Origin of the sequence: Pseudomonas sp. 5P_5.1_Bac1 (assembly GCF_025466015.1) — a bacterium.
GTDB lineage: Bacteria > Pseudomonadota > Gammaproteobacteria > Pseudomonadales > Pseudomonadaceae > Aquipseudomonas.
This window is the reverse complement of sequence record NZ_JANLNX010000116.1, coordinates 12,102-36,340: the sequence shown is the minus strand read 5'-3', so window position 1 is coordinate 36,340 and position 24,239 is coordinate 12,102. Positions and strand designations below refer to the sequence as shown.

Sequence of the window (24,239 nt, the reverse complement as noted above, 5' to 3'; positions counted from 1 at the left end):
GTTACAGCGGCCTCAGATGGGACGGCTACCGTATTTGTTGTCAGGCTTCTTGGGCGGGTCGGCAACCACGTTGGCTTCGACTTCCTGCACTTTGCCACCGCGAGACAGGAACTCTTCCATCGCACGGGCGATAGCGTCGCGTTCCTTCTGCTTGGCTTCCATGCTCGGCATTTCGTCGACCGCTGCCGCAGCCTTGGACTTGCCCTTGGCAGCCGGCGCCGGGCTGTCATCGCCCGCGTCGTCCGCCACATCGTCGGCTGCCGCTTCGAGGCCTTCATCACCTTCGTCTTCGTCGCCTACTTCGAGGTCATCGTTTTCCAGATCGTCGTCGCTCATGTTCTACCTCATGACTTGCGAAAAGCAGATTAGTTATAGACCAGCAGCCGTGGAGGTTTACGACCGCTGGAGAAAAAACAGACCTCGGGTAACCCGTGATCGACAGCACCCGCCGTGTCGCCTGACGAGCGCCGTGCAGGCTACTTTGAGCCTGACCAAATAAAGAGCTGCCGGTTCAACCACACCGGACTTTACCCCGCCGACAGGGCCTGCTCATCGACAAGCCTAGCAAAGGGCCATGAAGTGTGTGAACAGGCCATCATCACTCCACGGCGCGCATTCTAGCGTGCCCGTTGAAAAAGCAAAGTGCCTAAATCTCCCGGACGCCTGTAAGTTTTCCGCTGACAAACCAGGCGCCGTCGCGCAATGCATTCCCGCAGCGATGAACCTGAGGCGAAAAACCGTTTGCGTCGCCAACAAGGCCAAAATCCAGACGAAAAAATGCCCGGCGAACCGGGCAAGTTTTTTCGAGGGCAGTTACAGGTTGTAGCCGCGCTCGTTGTGTTGTGCCAGGTCGAGACCGACCGACTCTTCTTCTTCGTTCACACGCAAGCCCATGACCAGGTCCAGCACCTTGAGGATCACGTAGGTGACGATCGCGGTGTAGATCACGGTAAAGCCGACACCCTTGGCCTGAATCCAGACTTGAGCGCCGATATCGGTAACGGTGCCGAAGCCGCCCAGGGCCGGTGCTGCGAACACACCGGTGAGGATCGCACCGACGATACCGCCGATACCGTGGACGCCGAAGGCATCGAGCGAGTCGTCATAGCCCAGTTTGCGTTTCAGGCTGGTGGCGCAGAAGAAGCAGATCACGCCAGCGACCAGGCCGATCACCAGGGCGCCCATCGGGCCGACGGTGCCGGCAGCCGGGGTGATGGCGACGAGGCCAGCAACCACACCCGAGGCGATGCCCAGTGCGCTTGGTTTGCCGTGGGTGATCCACTCGGCGAACATCCAGCCCAGCGCGGCGGCAGCGGTGGCGACCTGGGTCACCAGCATCGCCATGCCGGCGGTGCCGTTGGCGGCGGCGGCGGAGCCGGCGTTGAAGCCGAACCAGCCAACCCACAGCATGGCGGCGCCGATCAGGGTGTAACCGAGGTTGTGCGGGGCCATCGGGGTGGTCGGGAAGCCTTTACGCTTGCCCAGCACCAGGCAGGCCACCAGGCCGGCAACACCGGCGTTGATGTGCACCACGGTGCCGCCCGCAAAGTCCAGTACGCCCCAGTCCCACATCAGGCCGCCGTTGCCGGACCAGACCATGTGCGCGATCGGTGCATAGACCAGGGTGAACCAGATACCCATGAACAGCAGCATCGCGGAGAACTTCATGCGCTCGGCGAAGGCACCGACGATCAGGGCCGGGGTAATGATGGCGAAGGTCATCTGGAAGACGACGAACACCGCTTCCGGGAAGGCCGCTGTCAGGCTTGCCGGCGTCACGCCGGCGAGGAATGCCTTGGACAGGCCGCCGACGAAGGAATTGAAGTTGGTGACGCCCTGCTCCATACCGGTGGTATCGAACGCCATGCTGTAGCCGTAGACGACCCAGAGCACGCTGATCAGGCCGGTAATGGCGAAACACTGCATCATCACCGAGAGGACGTTCTTCGAACGCACCATGCCGCCGTAGAACAGCGCCAGGCCAGGAATGGTCATGAACAGGACGAGGGCAGTTGCGGTAAGCATCCAGGCGGTGTCGCCGGAATTGAGCGCCGGGGCTGCTGCCGCCGCCGCGGTTTCCTCGGCAAATGCCAGGCCAGGCATTGTGAGGGACAAAAGGGCTCCTAGCCCTGCGAACTTACGCAGAGTCATGTTGTTATCTCCTGGGGCGTTGGGTTTGGGGCGGCTTGTTTTAGATCGCGTCGGTATCGGTTTCGCCGGTACGGATGCGGATAGCCTGTTCCAGATTCACCACGAAAATCTTGCCGTCACCGATCTTGCCGGTGTTGGCGGCCTTGGTGATGGCTTCAATGACCCGGTCCAGATCCTTGTCGTCGATGGCGACATCGATCTTGACCTTGGGCAGGAAGTCGACCACGTATTCCGCGCCGCGATACAGCTCGGTGTGACCCTTTTGACGACCGAAACCTTTGACTTCAGTGACGGTGATGCCCTGCACGCCGATCTCGGACAGCGACTCGCGCACATCGTCCAATTTGAACGGCTTGATGATGGCAGTGACTAGCTTCATGAAACTTTCTCCCGAATTGGTGGACTTGCCCCAGGAAAACAAACCCGACTCAAGTCTAAGCGCAGTGCCTGGCTTTGTAACGCTTCGTCGGCTTTATATGCCCGGTCCGACACCAGTACCGCTCCTGACAAAACACATGTATTCGCGCTGCCTGAGCACTGCCTCGTCACGGGGACTGCATCAGTGCATGGGTCACGATGGTCTTAGCAGAAACCTTGCCATGTCTGACAAAAGCCCGGATTACAACGACTTGGGAGCGATTCACGATATTGGCCAGTCGCTAGCAGGCGAGGGACGCACAATAAAGGTGCGTGACCATTCCCGGGCATGCTCAAAAAGCGTGCAGCAAAAGGCCGCTATTGCCCCGTGCTACACTGCCGCCCCTCTTTGCCTGACAGGACAGCCGATCATGCTCGCGCCCAAAGCCTTTCTCGATGCCCTGAGCGACCAGGCCTCGCGCCTGTTCAGTGGCGACGCCTCGCAGCCACGCAACGAACTCGAAAGCCAGTTCAAGGCCCTGCTGCAAAGCGGCTTCAGCAAACTCGACCTGGTCAGCCGGGAAGAATTCGACAGCCAGATGGTCGTGCTCGCCCGCACCCGCGCTCGCCTTGAAGCGCTGGAATCCAAGGTCGAAGAACTCGAAGCCCGCCTCAACCCCATCACCAGCGAGTGAGCGACACGCTCTCGCACCCCCGCGAATGTTGGCCAGTGCCGAACGCTGGCCACATCAAGTAATGATTTTTTCTTGACGCCATTGAAGCGCCATCACCCGCTGTGATGAAATGCGCGTTCGCGCGAAGCCAACAAGGCTTCGCCTTGCCTGCTTCAGGGATGACCATCTTCACTACGCCCCTTCGCGAGCGCCCTGAGGTTCTGTCGTGAGCACCAGGAGCGCACCATTGATCCCCTCTCAAAATCCGATCGGCTCACGGACTTTCCGTGCAACGGCCCTGGCCCTTTCCATCACCCTCGTCACCAGTGGCTGCGCCACCGTGCACGACTTCGCCGCCAGCCACAGTGAAAGCGTCAACTGCATTACCGGCGGCGCCATCGGTGCCGTCGCGGGTGCTGCGGCCGGCGCCATGGTCAAGAAGAACAAGAAGGAAAAGGGCAACGGCTCGATCATCGGCGGCGCACTCATCGGCGCCACCGCCGGTTGCGGCATCGCACTGGTGTACAAGAACCGCATCGACAAGCTCGAGAAGGTCGCCAAGGAAGAGAACCTGCGCCTGCAGACCGAAACCCTGAAGACCGCAGAACCCGGTGCCGCACCGGAAGACGCCGGTTTCGTCGCCCAGGTCGAAGACCAGGGCATGTTCCCGCTGGGCAGCGCGGCCCTGACCGCCGACGGCCAGCGCCAGGTGCGCAAGCTCGCCAGCGCCTTCGCCAGCAAGCCGGGTGAGAAAGACACCACGGCCATCCTGGTGGTCGGCCACACCGACGCCACCGGCAGCGCCGCCACCAACCAGAAGCTTTCGGAACAACGCGCCCGCGCCGTCGCCAGCATTCTGGCCGAGCAGGGCATCAGCGCCGACCGCATGTACTTCCAGGGCGCGGGCGCTTCGCGTCCGGTGGCCGACAACACCGACGTCACCGAGCGGGCGAAAAACCGCCGCGTGGAAATCGTCGAAGTGAATGACGTGCAGACCCTGGTCAAGCGCATCAACGCCGAGCAGAACAACCCGAAATACTTGGCCCACGGTACGTCCACTACCGCGCCGGCCGCCCCGGCTCAAGGCAAGGCGACCGCCAGCAGCGGCAAAACCGCGTCGGGCAAGAACACCAGCGTGGCCAAGTCCGGCAGCGACAAGTCCGCCACCACGGTCGCCAAGACCGGGACGGACAAGACCAGCACCACCGTCGCGAAAACCGACACCAGCAAAGACACCAGCAGCGAGTCCACGGCGCAGTCGCCGGTCGTGACCAGCACGCAAGGCAAGTCCAGCGAAGTCGCCTCGGCCAAAGCGCCGACCAACTCCGCCAGCCCGTTCAAAGGCACAGCGGTGGACTTCGGTGGCAAGCCGGCCAGCACCAACCAATGGACCCTGGGCCAGGCCATCACGCCCAAGAGCGGTGGTTTCGCCCTGATCTCCAGCGCCCAGGCGTCGCAGATCCCCATGAGCAGTTGCGAAGCCGACCAGCCGCGCGAAAGCGGCAAGGTGTTCAACCTGGCCAGCGGCAAAGCCGTGGAAAACCGTGCCACCACCGATTACCTGCCCGGCTACAACAACCGGGTCTGGGCTGAAACGGTCAACGGCCACCTGGTGACCATTTCGCCGGTGTCCATCCTGCGCGAATCCGCTGCGGTGGACCGCCAGCCGTTCATCCAGGTCGTGGAGAACTACGACAAGGGCAACCGCAAGGCGCTGAGCAAGGTCAACGCCGTGGCCAACACGTACGAAGGCCAGGACCGCGTGCTCTACCGCGTCTTCATCCAGAACCCCAAGGCACCGCTGTCCTGCATGGACGTGGTGTTCAGCAAAGGCAACTCACAGGCCACTGACGGGGTGCTGTTCTACCCGAAAAGCTCCGGTGAAACCTACTCCGCCCGCTACGTGCCCACCCGCACCTGATACAAGGAACGAACAATGGAAGACTTGAGCTTCAAAGCGCTCATGGCCCTCGCGGGGGCTAACAAGCTGATCACCGGGGCGGTGGTTACAACCTTGCTCTCGGTCATCCTGATCAAGGTCTACTGGGAACAGGTCAGCTACTTCGCCATGCGCGTGTGGCACGGCTTCCCGCTGATCGGCACCGTCGCACGGCTGTCCCGTGACGGCATGATCATCGACAACAAGAACTGGCTCCAGAACGAGACAGCGCTGTGTAACAACTACTACGACTACTACAAGGAAATCGGCGAGAAGAACGCCGACTACTACAACAAGTCCGAAGCCTATCTCGACGCCATCGGCGAAGGTGGTCGTCGCGAGCGTCCGACCTGGGTGCTGGTGCTGATCTTCCTGCTGATCATGTTCGAGGCCGTGGGTTTCGCCTACGTGCTGGTGCCGTTCATCAACCAGAACGCCTCCTCGAATGACCAGACCTACCTGGCCTGGATCGCCGCCTTCCTGCTCTCGGTGCTCTCGGCGGGCCTGGCTGAAGCCGCCGGTCGCGCCATCCACCACAACTCGCTGGTGAAGAAAGCCCGCCACTGGTGGGAAATCGACCCGGACAAAGGCAACACCCCGCTCAAGCAGATCCAGCCGGGCCACCGCATCAAGGACACCCACGACGACAAGGGCGCCAAGGACTACAACCGTATCCTGGCCCGTCTGACCACCAACCAGACCGTCACCCCGCGCAACGGCATGATCATCGGCTGCGCCGTGGTCGTGCTGATCATGGCCTGCGCCGCGTTCGGCATCCGCGCCTACCAGCTCAAGAGCATCGAGACCGAAATGGTCGGCAACCCGAACGTGTTCGCCGAGCAAAGCTACGAGGGCAGCGCCAGCCCGTTCGAGCTGCCGTCCGAATCGGCTTCGGTCAACCAGGAAGCCAGCGACAAGACCCTGGACGACCGGATGGACGCCATCCGTAGCGCCTCGTTGATCACCTTCGTGGTGCTCTCGGTGATCTACATCTCGATCCAGGCGGTCAGCGTCTGGCTGGCGTCGATCTTCGGCTTCGCCGGGGCCGAGTCGAAAAAGGCCTGGGAGTACACCCACAAGTTCAACAACGCCGCCGAGCTGGAGCGTTGGATGGACAACCAGCGCACCCGCATCGCCGCCCACGCCGACCACAAGCTGCGCATGCTGCAGTTGAAGTTGTCGCAGCGCCCGACCACCGACCGCAAAGTGCAGGAAGCCATCAGCGGCGCCCACGGTCGCGACTTCAACGTCTACGCCTCGCGCATGCATGAAGAAGCGCTTATCCGTGACGCCACGCTCGCCGCAGCCGCCGCCGGCCAACCCGCCGTGGCCGTGCCTGTTGCGCAACCTGTAGCTCAGCCGGCACCGGTTGCCGTGGCGCCGCAGCCAGCGGTGGTTGCCGAGCCTGTGGTTGCACCGCAGCCGGTCGCAGCACCCGCTCCGGTCGTTGCTCCACAGCCTGTTGCAGCGCCAGCGCCGGTCGCCGCCGTGCAGCCAGCAGCGGTCGAGCAGGCAGCACCCGCCGCGCAAGCCGGTGGCCTGGACGCGATGCGCGCCATGGACCTGACCCGCTTCAGCGAAGACGACCTGCGCAAAGTCAGCGAGAAGAAGGGCCTGGACGCGGAAGCGGTACTGAAGATCCGCGCCGATCAAATCCTGCTCAAAGAATTCGAAGGGATCTGAATGAAGCTCAAGCCCTTTTTCGCCCTGCTGCTGTGCCTGCCTGCGTTCGCGCAGGCGGCCGAGCGCAATGAAATTCCCGACTGCTACAGCTACGCCAAGGTCAGCGACTTCCGCCAGCCGGCGTCGGGTCGTGAGCTGACGGTGATCGTCGACCAGACCATTCCGATGCCCGAAAGCATCCAGAAAGCGACCTGGGGTCAGATCAATCGCTTCGTGGCCCCCGGCGACCGCGTGCGCCTGTACAGCTTCTCGGCATTCCTGCCGAACCAGTTCATGCAACTGCGTTTCGCCGGCGAGCTGAATACCCCGCTGGAAGGCAAGGTCCGCGACAGCGTTGGCATGTCGTCGCTGCGCACGTTCGACAAATGCGTCGCGCAGCAGCAGGACTTCTTCCGCAAGAAGTTCGGCGGCGCCTTTGTCAGCGCCCTGCGCGAAGCGTCCGAAGACATTCCGCGCAGCGAGATCTTCCATTCGCTGCGTGACATCGGCAACGACCTGGCCACCCAGCCAGCGCAAGAGCGGGTCATCCTGCTGATTTCCGACATGCTGGAAAACAGCGACTTCGGCAGCTTCTACGTGAACAACCGGATCCGCGACCTGCAAGCCCAGGCCGAGCTCAAGCGCGTCGAAGAGAAACAGCTCTACGCCGACCTGCAAGGCGCCCGCGTCTATGTGGCCGGTGCCGGGCTGGTGACCAAAGACGTGAAGCAGGCCTACCGTTCCGGCAAAACCATGGAACTGCTGGAAGGCTTCTGGAAAGGCTACTTCAGCGGCTCCAACGCCAGCCTCGTAGCGTTCGGCGCCCCCAGCCTGAACGTCGACCTGAAGTAACCCCCTCACCCGCCGCCTACAGGCGGCGGGTGTTTTTTCGGGAACGACCTGATCGCCCTCGGCAACACCCGGATTCACTCTCCCGCCTGCACCCCGTGAACCCGCCACTATCCTTGCAAAGCCGCACGACGCGGCCCCGCAATGATCATGGAGCGTTCATGTCCCTCGCCCTTGTCCACAGCCGCGCCCAGGTGGGCGTACTGGCCCCGCCTGTCATCATCGAAGCCCACCTCGCCAACGGTTTGCCGACCCTGACGCTGGTCGGCCTGCCTGAAGCCACGGTCAAGGAAAGCAAGGACCGGGTGCGCAGCGCGATCCTCAATTCGAAGCTGGAATTTCCGGCGCGGCGGATCACCCTCAACCTGGCGCCGGCAGATTTGCCCAAGGATGGCGGCCGCTTCGATCTGGCGATTGCCCTGGGGCTGCTCGCCGCCAATGGGCAATTTCCACTGGCGGCGCTGGACAAGGTGGAATGCCTGGGTGAGTTGGCGTTGTCCGGCGCGGTGCGCCCGGTGCAGGGCGTGCTGCCAGCCGCTCTTGCCGCACGCGAAGCCGGCCGCGCGCTGGTGGTGCCGAAGGAAAATGCCGAAGAAGCGTGCATGGCCTCGGGCCTGGTGGTGTATGCGGCGGAGCACCTGCTGGAGCTGGTCGGAAATTTCAGCGGGCAGCAACCGATGGAACCCTACAAGGCCAACGGCTTGCTGATGCAGTCCCGACCCTACCCGGACCTGAGCGAAGTGCAGGGCCAACTCGCCGCCAAACGTGCGCTGCTGGTGGCGGCAGCCGGGGCTCACAATCTGCTTTTTACCGGCCCGCCCGGCACCGGCAAGACGCTGCTCGCTAGCCGCCTGCCCGGCCTGTTGCCGCCACTGGATGAACGCGAGGCATTGGAAGTCGCGGCGATTCAGTCCGTGGCAAGCTCCAAGCCGCTGGACTGCTGGCCGCAACGACCCTTTCGCCACCCGCACCACTCGGCTTCCGGGCCGGCACTGGTCGGTGGTGGTTCGCGCCCGACGCCGGGGGAAATCACACTGGCCCATCACGGCGTCCTGTTCCTCGATGAACTCCCCGAGTTCGAGCGCCGCGTGCTGGAGGTGCTTCGCGAGCCTCTGGAATCAGGCGAGATCGTGGTGGCGCGGGCGCGGGACCGGGTACGCTTTCCGGCACGCTTTCAACTGGTCGCGGCGATGAACCCTTGCCCCTGTGGATATCTCGGCGACCCCACTGGCCGCTGCCGCTGCAGCACTGAAATGGTCCAGCGCTATCGCAACAAACTCTCCGGCCCGCTGCTCGACCGCATCGACCTGCACCTCACCGTCGCCCGCGAAGCCACCGCCCTTTCACCCACCACCGACAACGGCCCCGACAGCGCCACCCTCGCCCATCAGGTCGCCATCACCCGCGAACGCCAGCAGCGACGACAGGGCTGTGCCAACGCCTTCCTCGATCTGCCCGGCCTGCGCCGGCACTGCGGGTTATCCACAGAGGACGAGCGCTGGCTGGAGAATGCGTGCGAGCGGCTGACCCTTTCACTGCGCGCCGCGCATCGCTTGCTCAAGGTGGCGAGGACGTTGGCGGATCTGGAAGAAGCCAGGGATATTCGCCGGGAGCATCTGGCGGAGGCGTTGCAGTATCGGCCGGCGGGGCAGCAGTAAGAACTGAGCATGGGTAACTTCAGACGAATCGACCTTGATGCGTACAATGCTCTGTACCATGATTCGCTCTCAGTTCATCCCCGCCTGCGCTCATACGGAAACCACATCATGCAGATTCTTACTTTCAGCGAGGCACGTGCCAATTTGAAACAGACCATGGATGACGTTTGCCGGGACCACGAGCCGGCGGTGATTACCCGCCAACGCGGTGAACCTGTAGTGGTCATGTCCCTTGAGGATTACAACTCGATGGCGGAAACCGTCTACCTGCTTGGTAACGAGAAGAATGCGGCCTGGCTGCGCGAGTCCATTGCGCAACATAAAGCTGGAAAGGTCTTCACGCAGGAGATGTCATTGAATGTCCCAACAGAAGACTAAACAGCGCAACAAACAAGAAGCCCGCCACAATGTTTCAGTCTCTTTCACCCCCAATGGCTGGAAGGACTACCAGCATTGGAAGGCCAGTGACGAGGCAATATCCGCAGTGATAGATCGACTGATTCTGGAGTGCTTGCGAACGCCTTTTTCCGGCTCGGGCAAGCCTGAAGCACTCAAGGGCGACCTGAGCGGCTATCACTCCCGCCGAATCACCATAGAGCATCGCCTGATCTATCTCTATGAAGCGGGAACGCTGACTATTCTGGCCTGCCGCTACCACTACGCGTGACGCCCGCCAGCACCGCATCCACCAGCGCTTTCGCCATCTCCGCCTGCTGGGCGATCCCCAGTGCCATCGCCTGGTCGTTCAAGCACAGGTATTCGGCGCTGTCGTGGGCGAAGGCCTGGACACTGTTGAGTATCTGGCTGACATGGACCAGCGCGTCTTCGGCACAGATGCCTTCGCGGGCGATGAACATCGGATTGCCATGGAAATCGGTCGGGCCGAACGGGACCGGGCAGGTCAACACGCGGGTGAGTTCGAGGGTCGGGGGATCGGGGACGGGCTTTTTCATCTTGCAACTCCTATGCAATGGAGCTGCCGCCATGGCGCTGCGAAACGGATGGGGTGGCAGCTGTACGCGGGTTCGCAGACCGGGCATAGGAACCGGCGCACCCGAAGGTGCCCCGCGCACAACCGCCATAACAGGGACACACGGACCAAAGGCGACCCGCGATCTGAAATGAGGTTCTGGCTATGCTCTGGGCTGCGACACCCGATCACTGAAAATCAGCGACGCTCGGAGCCTAAGCAGCCACCCGGGCGGGCGCAACAGAGCAACAGGCCGCGGAGTATGATTCAGAAGAGCCCTACAGAAAACGGCTACAAGGCATTGTGAAATCTATTGTTTCGAATAACAGTTGAAACCGTCAGCGCCCCACCACCCCAGAGAACCCCATGCCCGCACTCCTCCAGGACTACCCTCTTCTGCTCGGCATTTTCCTGCTCGGGCTCGATCTGCTGCTGTGGCGGGCGATCCCCATCGAGAAGCGCAACTGGCGCATCGCCGCGCGGGTGGTGGCGTTCCTGCTGTTTACCGGGGTGCTGCTGAGCGCCGGGATCAGCCCGCTGCAGCCGCCGCCCTGGCCCGAGGATGTCGCGCGCAATCTGCTGGCGACGGTGCTGGAAATTGTCTGGTGGCTGTTCGCGGCGCGGACGCTGACGGTGGTGATCGGCCTGTTGTTGATTGCCCGCAGCGGCCACACCGGGCGCCTGTTGCAGGATGTGGTGGGCGCGCTGATTTTTCTGGTGGCGATCGTCGCCGCCGCGGCCTATGTGATGCAGTTGCCGGTCAAGGGCCTGCTGGCGACGTCCGGGGTGATGGCGATCGTCATCGGCCTGGCGCTGCAAAGCACGCTGAGCGATGTGTTCTCCGGCATCGTGCTCAACACCACCCGGCCCTATCAGATCGATGACTGGATCAGCATCGACGGCACCGAAGGCCGGGTGATCGATATCGACTGGCGCGCCACCCGCCTGCTCACCGGCAACGGCAGCATGGCGGTGATCCCCAACTCGGTGGCGGCCAAGGCCAAGTTGCTCAATTTCAGCCGGCCCAACGATGTCCACGGCGTGTCCATCACGGTGGTGGTGCCGGCAAGCGTGCGGCCGCGCAAGGTGCTGGATGCGCTGGAAAAGACCCTGCAAGGCAGCAGCGCGCTGCTGACCACGCCCAAGCCGAAGGCGACGATCAGGGCTTCGACCCTGGAATCGGTGGAGTACGAGGCCAGCGGCTTCGTCAGTTCAATGGACCAGAAGAACCCGGTGCGCAACCAGATGTTCGACCTCGCCCACCGTCACCTCGAAGCGGCCGGCGTCATCTGGAATGGCGACAGCCAGGCCCGCCCGTGGAGCCGCCAGCGCAGCCTGCTGGAGGATGTGCGGATCTTCCGCGCCCTGAGCGGCGAGGAAAAGGACAGCCTGAGCCAGCGCATGATCGCCATCGAGTACCCGGCCGATCAGGTGATCCTCGGCCTCGACCAGGCCTCCGAGCATGTGCTGGTGATCGGCACTGGCGTGGTGTCGGCGGCGGTCCACGATGGCGAGCGGTTGCTGGAAGCCGGGCGCATGGGCCCCGGCGAAGTGCTGGGCGTCGAAGGGCTGCTGGACGGCGACGCCTCCAATGCCGAATTCCGCACGCTGACCAGTTGCCTGCTCTATCGCATCGACAAGGCCGAGGTCCGCGACTGCCTGGAGAAACGCGACGAGGTGAAGGCTGCACTGAGCAAGCTGCAGCGCGTGCGCGAGCAGAACAGCCAGTCGTTGGTCTTGCAGAAACCCGCCGAAATCAAAAAAGGCGGTTTCCTCAACTGGCTCAAAAAGGCCTAAAGCACAACGCGAAGGCACTGCCCCGCGTGATACAGCGAGAACCCGGTTTCGTAGAAGCCGGTCCGCAGCGCGGGCACCGCCACCGGTTTCATGGGTGAGAACGCAATCGGTAGCGCGTCCGGATCATCCTGCAGCAGGAACTGCGCGAACGCCTTGCCGATCACCGTGCCGGTGGTGTTGCCGCGACCGTTGTAGCCGGTCACGGCGACGATGCCCGGCGCCGGTTCGAACAGGCGCATCAGGTGGTCGGGGGTAAAGTCGATGCAGCCGGTCCAGTGCATTTCCCACTCGACCTTGCCCAGTTGCGGGAAGTAGTGGCTCTGGATGCGGTCGGCCCAACTGCGCACGAACCACGCCGGTTTGTTGTCGACCCGGCCGAGGCTGCCCAGCAGCAGGCGGCCCTGGTCGTCGCGGCGGATGCTGCTGAGCACGGTGCGGGTATCCCAGGAGCCTTGGCCGTGTTTGAGCACGTTGTCGGCGGCGGCGCCGTGCAGCGGCGCCGAGGCGACCTGGTAGTAATAGCCGCGGAAAAAGTGGCGTTGCAGGTCGGTCCAGTCGCCTTCGGTGTAGGCGCCGGTGGAGATCACCACTTTCTCGGCGCTGACGGCGCCTTTGGCGGTTTTCACCTGCCAGCCGCTGCCGTTGCGCACCAGCCCTTGCACCGGGGACTGTGGATAAATCTTGCCACCGAGGCGCGTGACCGCTTCGGCCAGGCCACGGGTGTAGGCCATGGGGTTGATGGTGCCGGCGCGGCGGTCGAGCAGCGCGGCGGAAATCTTGTCGGTGCCGCAGTAGTCCTCGCAGCGGGCGCCGGTGAGCAGTTCGACGTCGGCGCCGCGGCGGGTCCATTGTTCGTGACGGGCTTGCAGGTCGGCCACGCCGGTGGCGTTGTGGGCCATGTGCAGCGTGCCTTCGTTACGCGCCTGGCAATCGATGCCGAGGCGCTCGATCAAGGCGAACACTTCCGCCGGGGCTTCGCCCAGCAGCGTGTTCAGGCGGCTGCCCTGTTGCTGGCCGAGGGTGGCCTCGACGTCATCGGGGCGAATCCAGGTGCCGGCGTTGACCAGCCCGACGTTGCGCCCGGAACCGCCGTGGCCGATGACGCTGGCTTCCAGCAGCACCACCGACTTGCCCTGTTCGAGCAAGTGCAGCGCGGCCGAGAGACCGGTGATACCGCCACCGATCACACAGACATCGGCCTTGACCTCGGCCGCCAATGCCACGGCGGGCGCCGCGGGCGGGGTGACGTATTCCCACAAGCATTGTTGACGCAGTTCGGGCATGGCCTGGCTCCGGCGGTGGTCATGTCATTTTTAGGGCCTTCTCGCGAGTGAGCTCGCGCCTACAGTTGTTGTAGGAGCGAGCTTGCTCGCGATGACGTCAGTCAGTCGAACACGATCCCCTGCGCCAACGGCAGCTCCCGGGAATAGTTCACGGTGTTGGTCTGTCGGCGCATGTAAGCCTTCCAGCTATCCGACCCCGACTCACGACCACCGCCAGTTTCCTTCTCACCACCAAACGCCCCGCCAATCTCCGCACCGCTGGTGCCGATGTTGACGTTGGCAATCCCGCAGTCGCTGCCCGCGGCACTCTGGAAACGCTCGGCCTCGCGCAAATCAGTGGTGAAGATGCAGGACGAAAGCCCCTGTGGCACTTCGTTGTTCAGGCGCAGCGCTTCGTCGAAGTCATCGTAGGTCAGCACATAGAGAATCGGCGCGAAGGTTTCATGGCGCACCACCTCGGTCTGCCCCGGCATTTCGACAATCGCCGGCGCGACGTAATAGGCATTCGGATACTGCTCGGCCAGTTGCCGCTCGCCGCCGAATACCTGGCCGCCTTCATCACGGGCGCGGGCCAGGGCGTCCTGCATGGACTGGAACGACGCCTTGTCGATCAGCGGGCCAATCAGGTTGCCTTCGCGCGGATCACCGATACGCACTTTGCCGTAGGCGGATTTGACCCGCGCCACCACTTCATCCTTGACCGAACGGTGCACGATCACCCGGCGCAGGGTGGTGCAGCGCTGGCCAGCGGTGCCGACGGCGCTGAACAGCACGGCGCGCACGGCGAGGTCGAGGTCGGCGCTGGGGGCGAGGATCATCGCGTTGTTGCCGCCCAGTTCGAGGATGCTGCGACCGAAACGCGCCGCCACTCGCGGCCCGACTTCGCGGCCCATGCGGGTGCTGCCGGTGGCGCTGACCAGCGGCACGCGCGGGTCGTCCACCAGCGCCTGGCCAGCGTCGCGGTCACCGATGATCACCTGGCTCAGGCCTTGCGGCGCATCGCCGAAGGCGGCCAGGGCTTTTTCGAACAGCGCCTGGCAGGCCAGCGCGGTCAGCGGGGTTTTCTCGGAAGGCTTCCAGACCACGGCGTTGCCGCAGACCAGCGCCAGGGTGGTGTTCCAGGCCCAGACCGCGACCGGGAAGTTGAAGGCGCTGATCACGCCCACCACGCCCAGCGGATGCCAGCTTTCACGCATGTGGTGGCCCGGACGCTCGGACGCGATGGTCAGGCCGTAGAGCTGGCGCGACAGGCCGACGGCGAAGTCGCAGATGTCGATCATTTCCTGCACTTCGCCCAGGCCTTCCTGGGTGATCTTGCCGGCTTCCACCGACACCAGTTCGCCCAGTTGCGCCTTGTACTCGCGCAGGATTTCACCAAACAGGCGGACCAGCTCACCGCGGCGCGGCGCCGGCACATTGCGCCAGGCCAGGAAGGCCTGCTGGGCCTGGTCGATCTTTGCGCTGACCGCGGCGGCCGGCTCCAGGTGCACCGAGGCAATCACGCTGCCGTCGATGGGGGTATGAACCGGATGGTTGCCGTGGGTGTAGGCGCTGGCCGGGACACCCAGGCGGTCAAGCAATCCATCAACCATGTTGTTCTCCTGCAAGGCGGTGAGAGGTTGTAATCGTTGTGGGGATCAGTATTAATCCGATCACTCTGGCGCAACAAACGACCTTTATTCCGTACATCATTCCGCCAGGTAATGACCTTTCGGCCAGGAGCCGCTGCCATGTCCAAACGTCTGGTGCCATCGATGGCCGCCTTGCAGTGCTTCGAAGCCGCCGCCCGGCACCTGAGCTTCACCCGCGCCGCCGAGGAGTTGCACCTGACCCAGAGCGCGGTGAGCAAGCAGGTGGCGCAACTGGAAGAAATGCTCCGCCATCATCTGTTCCTGCGCATCCGCCGACGCCTGCAACTGACGCCGGCCGGCGCGTTGTACCTGGCGGAGGTGAACAAGATCCTCACCCAGGTGGACATGTCCAGCCGCTACATCCTGTCGTACGGCGAGCAGACCGAGGTGCTCAAGGTCGCCACCCAGCCCAGCTTCGGCGTGCGCTGGCTGATCCCGCACTTGAAGGGCTTCGGCAAGCGCCACCCGAATATCCACCTGGATATCCGCAATGAAATGGAGCCCTTCGCCCTGCTCCAGGCCAAGGCCGACGTAGTGTTCTTTTATGGCCAGGGCACGTGGCCGGGGGCGACCTGCATCGAGCTGTTCGGCGAGGATGTGCTGCCGGTGTGCGCGCCGGAGCTGTTGCAGGGCCGCACGCTAAATGACGCCAGCGAGCTGGGCGACCTGGTGCTGCTGCAAAGCACCACCCGCCCGGAAGCCTGGCACGAATGGTTTCTCGAACAGGGCCTGCACTCGGCCAACAGCTATCACGGCCCGCGCTTCGACACCTTTCATATGTGCCTGAGCGCCGCCCAGGCCGGCTGCGGCGTAGCGCTGGTGCCGAGTTACCTGGCGCAGACCGAGTTGGCCGAGGGCAAACTGGTGGTGGCGTGGCCGCATCGCATGCGCAGCCACGGCGCGCACTTCCTGGCGTTTTCCGAGCACGCCGCCGAGGTGCCGAAGGTGCGCTGCCTGGTGGATTGGATCAATCAGCAAGTCGCGAACGATAGGTCCTGAATTGACGGAATGACTGCTCGACTTTTTTTCGCTTGAAGTCCAACAGCATTCCTCGCTTTCATGTATCAGCGCCCCGATCACTCACCAGGAAGCTTGCGATGCCCGCTCAAGATTTCGTCAGCCCGGACCACATCCGCGCACGGTTCTCCACCGCCATGTCGCTTATGTACAAGCAGGAAGTCCCGCTCTACGGCACGCTGCTGACGCTGGTGAGCGAGGTCAATCGACAGGTGATCGCCAGCCGGCCGGAAGTCGCCGAGGCCCTGCGCTGGACCGGCGAAATCGAACGCCTCGACCAGGAACGCCACGGCGCCATCCGCGTCGGCACGGCGGAAGAGTTGGCCACCATCGGCCGCCTGTTCGCGGTCATGGGCATGCAGCCCGTGGGTTATTACGACCTCAGCCCGGCGGGCGTGCCGGTGCATTCCACGGCGTTTCGCCCGGTGCATGAACAGTCGCTGCATATCAGCCCGTTCCGGGTCTTCACCTCGCTGCTACGCCTGGAACTGATCGACGATCCGGCCCTGCGCGAGCTGGCCCGCTCGATCCTCGAACAGCGGCAGATCTTCACCCCCCGCGCGCTGCAACTGATAGAGCAAAGCGAACGTGATTGCGGCCTGAATGACGAAGATGCCAGCGCGTTCGTCAACGAAGCCCTGCACACCTTCCGCTGGCATCACGAAGCCACAGTGACTGCCGAACAGTACAAACAACTGCACGACCAGCACCGTTTGATCGCCGATGTGGTGGCGTTCAAAGGCCCGCATATCAATCACCTGACCCCGCGCACCCTGGATATCGACGCGATCCAGCTCGGCATGCCGGCCGCGGGAATTCCGCCCAAGGCGGTGATCGAAGGCCCGCCCACCCGGCGCCACCCGATCCTGCTGCGGCAGACCAGCTTCAAGGCGTTGCAGGAGACCATCGCCTTCAGTGACGCCGAGGGCAGCCACACCGCGCGCTTCGGTGAAATCGAACAACGCGGCGCGGCGCTGACCCCCAAAGGCCGCCAGCTCTACGACCAACTGCTCGACGCCACCCGCGACGCCTTGGGCGGCGCGCCGGCCGAGAGCAACGCCAACCGCTACATGAGCCTGCTCGCCGAGCATTTCCGCGCCTTCCCCGACGACCTGCGGCAGATGCGCGAGCAGGGCCTGGCGTATTTCCGTTATTTCCCGACGGAAAAGGGCCTCGCCGCGCGGGATTCAGCGCAGCGGCCGACCGGCCTGGAGGCGCTGATCGAGGCCGGGCATATCCACTATGAGGCGCTGGTGTACGAGGACTTTCTGCCGGTCAGCGCGGCGGGGATCTTCCAGTCCAACCTTGGGGATGACGGTCAGGCGGAATATGGCAGCAATGCCAACCGCGACGCGTTCGAGGACGCGCTGGGGCAGCGGGTGCAGGATGAACTGGCGTTGTATGCGGCGAGTGAACAGCGGTCGCTTGCGGCTTGTGCTGAGGCGTTGATGTTGCATGTCTGAAGTGCTTCGCGAGCAAGCTCGCTCCTACAGGTCACCGGCGCACACCGGTTAAAACCCTGTAGGAGCGAGCTTGCTCGCGAAGGGGCACGAAGTGGCCCCAATCTCTAGTCAACGCCCGACCCGAAACCGCCCCACTTCCTCCCGCAACTGCCCCGCCAAACCCTCCAGCTCGCGCGCCGTCGCCGCAAGGTTGCTCGCCACTTCCCGCTGTTCACTGTTGGCCAGCGCAATGCTCTGCAGGTTGCTGCTGAGCAACGTGGCCGTGGCGCTCTGTTCCTGGGTTGCGGTGGTGATGGCGGCGAATTGCTCGCCGGCACTGCGGCTCTGCTCGTCGATCCGCATCAGCGCCTCGGCCACCCGGACATTCCGTTCCAGACCTTCCTGCATCAGGCGATTGCCCTGCTCCATGGTGCTGATGGCGTTGCCGGTCTGCTGTTGCACGCTGTCGATCATCACCGAGATTTCATCGGTGGCCTTGCGGGTGCGCGCCGCGAGGTTGCGCACCTCGTCGGCGACCACGGCAAAACCGCGCCCCTGCTCGCCGGCCCGCGCCGCTTCGATGGCGGCATTGAGCGCCAACAGGTTGGTCTGTTCGGCAATCGAGGTGATCACCCCGACAATGCCGCCGATTTCCTGGGAGCGGGCACCAAGCACGTCGATCACCTTGGCGGTGTCGCCGAGCGCGCCGGCAATCTGTTGCAGGGACGACGAAGCTTCCTCCATCGATGAACGACCGATGCGGGTCTGCTGGGCGTTGTCCTGAGCCATGCGCTCAGTGCTGCCCATGCTGTCGGCGATGTTCATCGAGGTGGCGCTGAACTCTTCCACCGCGCCGGCCATGCTGTTGATCTCGCCGGATTGCTGTTCCATGCCGTCGCAGGCGCCGGACGACAAATCGGCCAGGGCGTGGGCACGGTTGCCGACCTGCTGCGCGGCCTCGCGAATCCGCAGAACCATGCTCGCCAGCGCTTCGCCCATATGGTTGAAGCTCTGCGCGAGCTGGCCGATTTCATCGTCGCTGGCGACTTTCAGGCGCACATCCAGATCGCCGGCGCCGAGGGCTTCGGCCTGTTGCACAAGATCGCTCAGCGGGCGCAGCTTGCGCCGCAGCAGCCAGAGCGTGGCGCCCACCGCCAGCAGCATCGACAGCAGGCTGCCGATGGCCAGGCGTATGCCGACGCTCCAGGTCACCGCGCGGATTTCCGCCTCGGGCATGCTCGCCAGCACGGTCCACGGGCCATCGGCGAACGGCGCGGCAACGCTGTACAACGCCTCGCTGCCGTCATTCCAGAAATGCCCCTCGCCGGGGTGCGCGAGTACATCATCCAGCGCCTTGGGCTCGGCGGAGGTGGAGCCGGCCGGCGTCACCAGCCAGCGTTTTTGTTCGTCGAGCAGCGCCAGCGAACCGGTCTGGCCAATGCGGAAGCGCTTGAGGTTGGCGAACTGGGCGTTCTGCGCGTCGGTGTAGTCGAAGCCGACAAACAGCACGGCGATCACTTGCCCGGCGCTGTCGCGCACCGGGGTGTACTGGGTCATGTACGAGCGCTCGAACAGCAGCGCGCGGCCGACGTAGGCTTGCCCGGCCATGAGGCGGGCGTAGGCCGGGTGCTGGCGGTCCAGCAGGGTGCCGATGGCGCGGCTGCCGTCCTGCTTGGTCAGCGAGGTGCTGATGCGCACGAAGTCGTCGCCGCTGCGCACGAACACGGTGGCGGCGCCGGCGGTCAGGTTGCGGAATTCGTCCACTTCGCTGAAGTCGTTGTTCAGCGCCTGACCGTCGAGGAACAGGCCCGGCGTCGCGACCCCGGCCACCGGAATCGACGTACCGGCCTGCACGCTGAGGCCGCTCTTGAAGCGCTGTTCGAACAGGCCGGCGAGGCGCTGGGTGCTTTCACGCAGGGTGCTGTGGAAGGTGTTGAGCTGGTCGGCCAACAACCGCGCTTCGCTGGCCAAGTGTTCCTGACGGGTGATCAGGTTGGCGTGGTCGAGGGAGCGCAGGGCGAACAGGGTGCTGCCGGTAATCACCACGGCCAGCACGGCGGCAAGGGCGATACCGAGCTGCGAGGCAATTCGGGCGCGAGGTCGAGACATGAAAACTCCTGGCAATCCGGCAGGGATCATCGTGATCGCTGCACCGTCGGCATAAAAAGACCGGGCCTTTCTCCTGAGGCCCTCGCCCTTTAGATTCGGCTTTTTAGCGGATTACTTGAGCGCCCCACCCGGATATTCAGCGCAAACGATCATTCGCTGCCGTTGAGCTCATTTGCCTGCAGCATTTCCACTTCTGGCAACTGCATGGCCCGGGCTTCGCCCTGCAGGAAATCACTCAGGCGGCGCAGGCGCTCGCCGCCGGGGCGGGTGCGCGGCCAGACCAGAAAGTAATCCAGGCCGCTGGCCACCGCCGACGGCCACGGCAGGCTGAGCCGGCCCTGGGCGACGTCCTCGGCGACCATCAGCAGATCGCCCATGGACACGCCGTAGCCCCGTGCCGCGGCGATCATGCCCAGCTCCAGGGTGTCGAACACCTGGCCGCCCTTGAGCGAAATCTGCTCGGTCAGGCCCATGCGCGCCAGCCAGGTGCGCCAGTCGCGCTTGTCCGGGGTCGGGTGCAACAACTCGCAGGCGGCCAGGCGCTCCACGGTCCACGGGCCTTCCTTGAGCAATTCGGGCGCGCCCACCGGCACCAGCAGTTCGGAGAACAGCCGGCTGACTTCCCAGTCCGGCGGAAAGTGCCCGTCGCCCAGCAGCACCGCGCAGTCGAACGGCTCCTGGTTGAAGTCCACATGGTCGACATCCATCCAGGCGCTGGTCAGTTGCACCTCGTTACCGGGCTGCAAATGGCGGAAGCGACTCAGCCGCGCCAGCAGCCAGCGCATGGTCAGGGTCGACGGTGCCTTCATGCGCAATACGCCGTCTTCGCTGCGCAGGGTGCTGCAGGCGCGCTCCAGCGCGGCGAAGCCTTCGCGCACGCCGGGCAGCAACAGCCGCGCCGCCTCGCTGAGTTGCAGGCTGCGACCGTTGCGGATGAACAGGCGGCAGGCGAAGTGCTCTTCAAGCGTGCGGATATGCCGGCTCACCGCGCTCTGGGTGATGTTCAACTCATCCGCCGCGCGGGTGAACGAGCTGTGCCGCGCGGCGGCCTCGAAGGCGCGCAGGGCGTACAGCGGGGGAAGACGGTGGGACATGGGCGAACCTCCTGGCGCGCATCTTCGCATGAGTTTTAATCATGCCAGTGATCGTTTTTATCCTTTTGTGCGCCGCGCTGCAAAGGCCGAAAATTGCTGGCTTCTCTCTTCTTCAGGCAAGGACACCGATCATGCAGGCCGCGTCGACTCATGAACTCAAGGCACTGCTGCGGCTCGCGGGGCCGCTGATTGCCTCGCAGTTGGCGCACATGCTGATGCTGCTCACCGACACCTTCATGATGGCCAGGATCAGCCCCGAAGCCCTGGCCGGTGGCGGGCTGGGCGCGGCGAGCTATTCGTTCGTGTCGATTTTCTGCCTCGGCGTGATTGCCGCGGTGGGCACCCTGGTCGCGATCCGCCATGGCGCCGGCGACACCGACGGCGCCACCCGCCTGACCCAGGCCGGGCTGTGGCTGGGCTGGGTGATGGCGGTGGTGGCGGCGCTGGTGCTGTGGAACCTGTCGCCGGTGCTTCTGCTGCTCGGCCAGACGCCCGGTAACGTCGAGCACGCCAGCCAGTTCCTGCTGTTGCTGCCGTTCGCCTTGCCCGGCTACCTGACGTTCATGGCCCTGCGCGGTTTCACCAGCGCGCTGGGGCGCTCGTCGCCGGTGATGGTCATCAGCGTGGTGGGGACGGTGCTCAATTTCCTGCTCAACTATGCGCTGATCGAAGGCATGTTCGGTTTGCCCAGACTTGGCCTGATGGGCATCGGCCTGGTCACCGCGATCGTCGCCAACTGCATGGCGGTGGCCCTGGCGCTGTATATCCGCAAGCACCCGGCCTACGCGCCCTACCCAATCCGCAAACAGCTTTCGCGGCCGTCGCTGCCGGCCCTGCGCGAGTTGTGGCGGCTGGGCCTGCCGATTGGCGGCACCTACACCGTGGAGGTCGGGCTGTTCGCCTTCGCGGCGCTGTGCATGGGCACCATGGGCAGCACCGAACTGGCGGCGCACCAGATTGCCCTGCAGATCGTCTCGACCGCGTTCATGGTGCCGGCGGGGTTGTCGTATGCGGTGACCATGCGCGTCGGCCTGCATTACGGCGCTGATCGCCTGCTGGCGGCGCGGCATGCCGGGCGGATCGGCATCGGTTTTGGCGCGGCGCTGATGCTGGGCTTCTCGGTGTTGTTCTGGCTGGTACCGGAGCCGCTGGTGAACCTGTTCCTCGACCGCGACAACCCGGCCTTCACCGGCGTGATTCAGCTTGCGGTGAGCCTGTTGATGGTGGCGGCGTGGTTCGAGCTGTTCGACGGCATCCAGACCATCGCCATGGGCTCGATCCGCGGCCTCAAGGACGCCAAGACCACCTTCCTGGTGGGCCTGGGCTGCTACTGGCTGATTGGTGCGCCAGCGGCGTGGATCATGGCGTTCCCGTTGGGCATGGGCGCGGTCGGGGTCTGGTGGGGTCTGGCGCTGGGGCTGGCGTGCGCGGCGATCTGCCTGACGTGGGCGTTTGAGTGGCGGATGAAGCGGATGATGGGCGGGGCGGGTGTGGGAATGCCTGTTCGGCCTTGATATCGCTGCTGGGGTACCTACATCCTCGCAGGTTCACTAGGTGCTAGCCGATAGTTCTTCGGCGCTATCAAGATCGAATCGCGAGCAAGCTCGCTCCTACATTTGTTGCAACGTGCCATGGCCTGCCAGAGAGGTGTTGTCCGCCCTTGGCGTTTGGCGATGAGTCGCGGGGAAGCTGTTGAGGTCGACTCGATACCGCGTCGTACAAACAAGGCGGTCAACCATGGCCTGACAGACATAGGCACGCTGCAACCTATGTAGGAGCGAGCTTGCTCGCGATGCGCCGCGCGGGCGGCGCTCGATCTTGAGAGCGTTGAAGAACTGTCGGCTAGCGCCTGATCGCCATTCTCAGGTCTGCTGACTGGCGCCTTTTGGCCTCCGCGTTGATTACAACGCCACCGGCCGCTGCGCCGCATTCGCCAGCAAAAACTCCACCAGCGGCTCGATCGCCAGCGGCTTGCTGATCAGGTAACCCTGCACCTGGTCGCAGCCGAAACTGCGCAACAGCTCCAGTTGCTCGGTGGTTTCCACACCTTCGGCCACCACTTCCAGGTGCAGGTTGTGCGCCAGGTTGATCATGGCGTGGACCAGCTTGCGGTTTTCTTCACGTTGTTCCATGCCGGCGACAAAGCTGCGATCGACCTTGAGCAGGGCAATCGGCAGGCTGTTGAGGTGCACGAACGACGAGAAGCCGGTGCCGAAGTCGTCCAGCGAGAAGCGCACGCCCAGCCGCCCGAGGGCGTCCATGGTCTGTTTGACCAGATCGTTGCGGCGCATGACCGCGGTTTCGGTCAGTTCGAATTCCAACCAGCGCGCATCGACGCCGTGCTGCACGATCAGTCGGCTCAGGGTCGCCAGCAACTGGCTGTCCTGGAACTGGCGGAATGACAGGTTCACCGCCATGTGCAGCGGCGCCAGACCCCGCTCGCGCAACACCTGGACATCGCGCAAGGCGCGGGAAATCACCCAATAGCCCAGCGGCACGATCAGCCCGCTCTGCTCGGCCAGCGGGACGAATTCGCTCGGCGGCAACAGTCCGCGCTCGGCATGGCGCCAGCGAACCAGGGCTTCGAGGCCGACAATGCGGCCTTCGCTCAGGTCCAGGCGCGGCTGGTAGTGCAGTTCCAGTTCGTCGCGGCGCAGGGCGCGGCGCAGCTCGCTTTCCAGGTCGGCCATGCTGCGGGCGTTTTGATTGATCCGCTCGTCGAAGATGTGGAAGGTGCAGCCGTGGGTGCTCTTGGCCTGCTGCATGGCGATGTGTGCGTGCCACATCAGCGGGTCGGCACCGGCCAGCGCGCGGGCATGGGCGACACCCAGGCTGCAGCCGACCAGCAGGCTTTCGCCGTCGATCCAGTAGGGTTCGGCGAGGGCTTCGACGATGCGTTCAGCCATCCACTCGGCGCGTTGCGGCTCGCGGCGGGTGTCGATCAGCAGGGCGAATTCATCGCTGCCCAGGCGGGCAAGGCGGTCACCGGCTTCCAGTTGGCTCTTGAGCCGGCCCACCACCTGCAGGATCAGGCGGTCGCCGCCCTGGTGGCCGAGGGCGTCGTTGGCATGGCGGAAGTTGTCGAGGTCGAGGTGGCCAAGGGCAACGCCACGGCCTTCGTTCTCGGCCAGCCGTGCCGCCAGCAGGGTCTGGAAGCCCTGGCGGTTGGCGATGCCGGTCAGTGGGTCTTGCTCGGCGAGGCGTTGCAGCGTGGCTTCCAGCACGCCGCGCTCACGCACATGGCGCAGGCAGCGGCGCACGGTGTCGCTGCCCAATTGTCCGCGCACCAGCCAGTCGCTGACGCCGGGCGGCGCACTGGCCGGTTCGGCGTCCAGCAGCAGCACCATCGGCAGGTCGCAGCGGCCCGGCGCCGGCTGGCGACCCGGCGTGGCCAGGACGACGGCGTTGCGGTCGCGGGCGAACAGGCTGTCCACCGACTCCCAGCTCGGCGCCGTCAGCAATACCGCGGCGCCCGCCAACGGCAACAGCGATTCACCGAGGGCGACGGCCCATTCGGGCTCTTCGGCCAGCAGCAGCAAACGCAACGGTTCGGCAGGCGTAGACAAGCTCTCTCCTTAGTTAGCACGCGGACGCAGTCATTGACGC

20 protein-coding genes and 1 pseudogene are annotated in these 24,239 nt (G+C 64.3%); 11 read left to right on the top strand and 10 right to left on the bottom strand.

What is annotated here, in order from left to right:
* Positions 1-12 precede the first annotated feature (12 nt).
* The 3 genes from sutA to glnK form a co-directional block, all read right to left on the bottom strand.
* Positions 13-336, bottom strand: a complete 324-nt coding sequence (gene sutA, locus NTD82_RS27440; RefSeq protein ID WP_095156482.1) for a transcriptional regulator SutA — start codon at positions 334-336, stop codon at positions 13-15.
* A gap of 477 nt (positions 337-813) precedes the next feature.
* Positions 814-2,151: an ammonium transporter gene (locus NTD82_RS27435; RefSeq protein WP_095156483.1), complete on the bottom strand. Its 1,338-nt coding sequence runs from the start codon at positions 2,149-2,151 to the stop codon at positions 814-816.
* A 40-nt stretch (positions 2,152-2,191) separates the two neighbouring features.
* Entirely contained in the window at positions 2,192-2,530 is a 339-nt protein-coding gene (gene glnK / locus NTD82_RS27430; protein ID WP_002555808.1) for a P-II family nitrogen regulator, read from the bottom strand.
* Positions 2,531-2,939: 409 nt separating this feature from the next.
* Between glnK and NTD82_RS27425 the strand changes: the two genes are divergently transcribed.
* From NTD82_RS27425 to NTD82_RS27395, 7 genes are all read left to right on the top strand, one after another.
* Positions 2,940-3,203 (top strand): accessory factor UbiK family protein, encoded by a 264-nt coding sequence (locus NTD82_RS27425; protein ID WP_095156484.1) that lies wholly within the window; start codon positions 2,940-2,942, stop codon positions 3,201-3,203.
* Between the two features lie 226 nt (positions 3,204-3,429).
* Positions 3,430-5,103, top strand: coding sequence for an OmpA family protein (locus tag NTD82_RS27420; RefSeq protein WP_262130985.1), 1,674 nt, complete (start codon positions 3,430-3,432; stop codon positions 5,101-5,103).
* 15 nt (positions 5,104-5,118) lie between these two features.
* Positions 5,119-6,804: a PXPV repeat protein gene (locus NTD82_RS27415; protein WP_095156485.1), complete on the top strand. Its 1,686-nt coding sequence runs from the start codon at positions 5,119-5,121 to the stop codon at positions 6,802-6,804.
* The gene (locus NTD82_RS27410) at positions 6,805-7,635 is read left to right on the top strand and encodes a hypothetical protein (protein WP_262130984.1); all 831 of its coding nucleotides are present in this window, start codon (positions 6,805-6,807) and stop codon (positions 7,633-7,635) included.
* A 158-nt stretch (positions 7,636-7,793) separates the two neighbouring features.
* The gene (locus tag NTD82_RS27405) at positions 7,794-9,290 is read left to right on the top strand and encodes a YifB family Mg chelatase-like AAA ATPase (protein ID WP_262130983.1); all 1,497 of its coding nucleotides are present in this window, start codon (positions 7,794-7,796) and stop codon (positions 9,288-9,290) included.
* Positions 9,291-9,398: 108 nt separating this feature from the next.
* Positions 9,399-9,668: a type II toxin-antitoxin system Phd/YefM family antitoxin gene (locus tag NTD82_RS27400; RefSeq protein WP_095159874.1), complete on the top strand. Its 270-nt coding sequence runs from the start codon at positions 9,399-9,401 to the stop codon at positions 9,666-9,668.
* Entirely contained in the window at positions 9,649-9,957 is a 309-nt protein-coding gene (locus NTD82_RS27395) for a Txe/YoeB family addiction module toxin (RefSeq protein ID WP_095159873.1), read from the top strand. Before NTD82_RS27400 ends, NTD82_RS27395 begins: the two co-directional genes overlap by 20 nt.
* Here NTD82_RS27395 and NTD82_RS27390 read toward each other — a convergent pair.
* A complete protein-coding gene (locus NTD82_RS27390; protein WP_262130982.1) occupies positions 9,926-10,243 on the bottom strand; it encodes a DUF3077 domain-containing protein in 318 nt (105 codons plus the stop codon). The genes NTD82_RS27395 and NTD82_RS27390 overlap by 32 nt on opposite strands.
* 383 nt (positions 10,244-10,626) lie before the next feature.
* Here NTD82_RS27390 and NTD82_RS27385 point away from each other — a divergent pair, with 383 nt between their 5' ends.
* Positions 10,627-12,057 (top strand): mechanosensitive ion channel family protein, encoded by a 1,431-nt coding sequence (locus tag NTD82_RS27385; RefSeq protein WP_262130981.1) that lies wholly within the window; start codon positions 10,627-10,629, stop codon positions 12,055-12,057.
* Here NTD82_RS27385 and NTD82_RS27380 read toward each other — a convergent pair.
* Both NTD82_RS27380 and NTD82_RS27375 read right to left on the bottom strand, forming a co-directional pair.
* Entirely contained in the window at positions 12,054-13,340 is a 1,287-nt protein-coding gene (locus NTD82_RS27380; protein WP_262130980.1) for an NAD(P)/FAD-dependent oxidoreductase, read from the bottom strand. The genes NTD82_RS27385 and NTD82_RS27380 overlap by 4 nt on opposite strands.
* 101 nt (positions 13,341-13,441) lie before the next feature.
* Positions 13,442-14,932 carry an aldehyde dehydrogenase family protein gene (locus NTD82_RS27375; RefSeq protein WP_110970676.1) on the bottom strand — a complete coding sequence of 497 codons (1,491 nt, stop codon included), beginning with the start codon at positions 14,930-14,932 and terminating at the stop codon, positions 13,442-13,444.
* A gap of 138 nt (positions 14,933-15,070) precedes the next feature.
* Between NTD82_RS27375 and NTD82_RS27370 the strand changes: the two genes are divergently transcribed.
* A complete protein-coding gene (locus NTD82_RS27370; RefSeq protein ID WP_262130979.1) occupies positions 15,071-15,970 on the top strand; it encodes a LysR family transcriptional regulator in 900 nt (299 codons plus the stop codon).
* 98 nt (positions 15,971-16,068) lie between these two features.
* Positions 16,069-17,451: a VOC family protein gene (locus NTD82_RS27365; RefSeq protein WP_262130978.1), complete on the top strand. Its 1,383-nt coding sequence runs from the start codon at positions 16,069-16,071 to the stop codon at positions 17,449-17,451.
* Positions 17,452-17,559: 108 nt separating this feature from the next.
* On the opposite strand, the gene NTD82_RS29525 is transcribed toward NTD82_RS27365, so the two are convergent.
* The 3 genes and pseudogenes from NTD82_RS29525 to NTD82_RS27355 form a co-directional block, all read right to left on the bottom strand.
* On the bottom strand, positions 17,560-18,291 hold the full coding sequence (locus NTD82_RS29525; RefSeq protein WP_410017093.1) for a methyl-accepting chemotaxis protein: 732 nt from the start codon (positions 18,289-18,291) through the stop codon (positions 17,560-17,562).
* Positions 18,292-18,426: 135 nt separating this feature from the next.
* A pseudogene (locus NTD82_RS29520) lies at positions 18,427-19,539 on the bottom strand (Cache 3/Cache 2 fusion domain-containing protein); the annotation flags it as partial.
* 149 nt (positions 19,540-19,688) lie between these two features.
* Positions 19,689-20,633 carry a LysR substrate-binding domain-containing protein gene (locus NTD82_RS27355; protein ID WP_262130976.1) on the bottom strand — a complete coding sequence of 315 codons (945 nt, stop codon included), beginning with the start codon at positions 20,631-20,633 and terminating at the stop codon, positions 19,689-19,691.
* A gap of 131 nt (positions 20,634-20,764) precedes the next feature.
* On the opposite strand from NTD82_RS27355, the gene NTD82_RS27350 reads away from it, so the two are divergent.
* Entirely contained in the window at positions 20,765-22,147 is a 1,383-nt protein-coding gene (locus NTD82_RS27350; protein WP_262130975.1) for a NorM family multidrug efflux MATE transporter, read from the top strand.
* Between the two features lie 387 nt (positions 22,148-22,534).
* On the opposite strand, the gene NTD82_RS27345 is transcribed toward NTD82_RS27350, so the two are convergent.
* The gene (locus NTD82_RS27345) at positions 22,535-24,199 is read right to left on the bottom strand and encodes a putative bifunctional diguanylate cyclase/phosphodiesterase (RefSeq protein WP_262130973.1); all 1,665 of its coding nucleotides are present in this window, start codon (positions 24,197-24,199) and stop codon (positions 22,535-22,537) included.
* Positions 24,200-24,239: the final 40 nt, after the last annotated feature.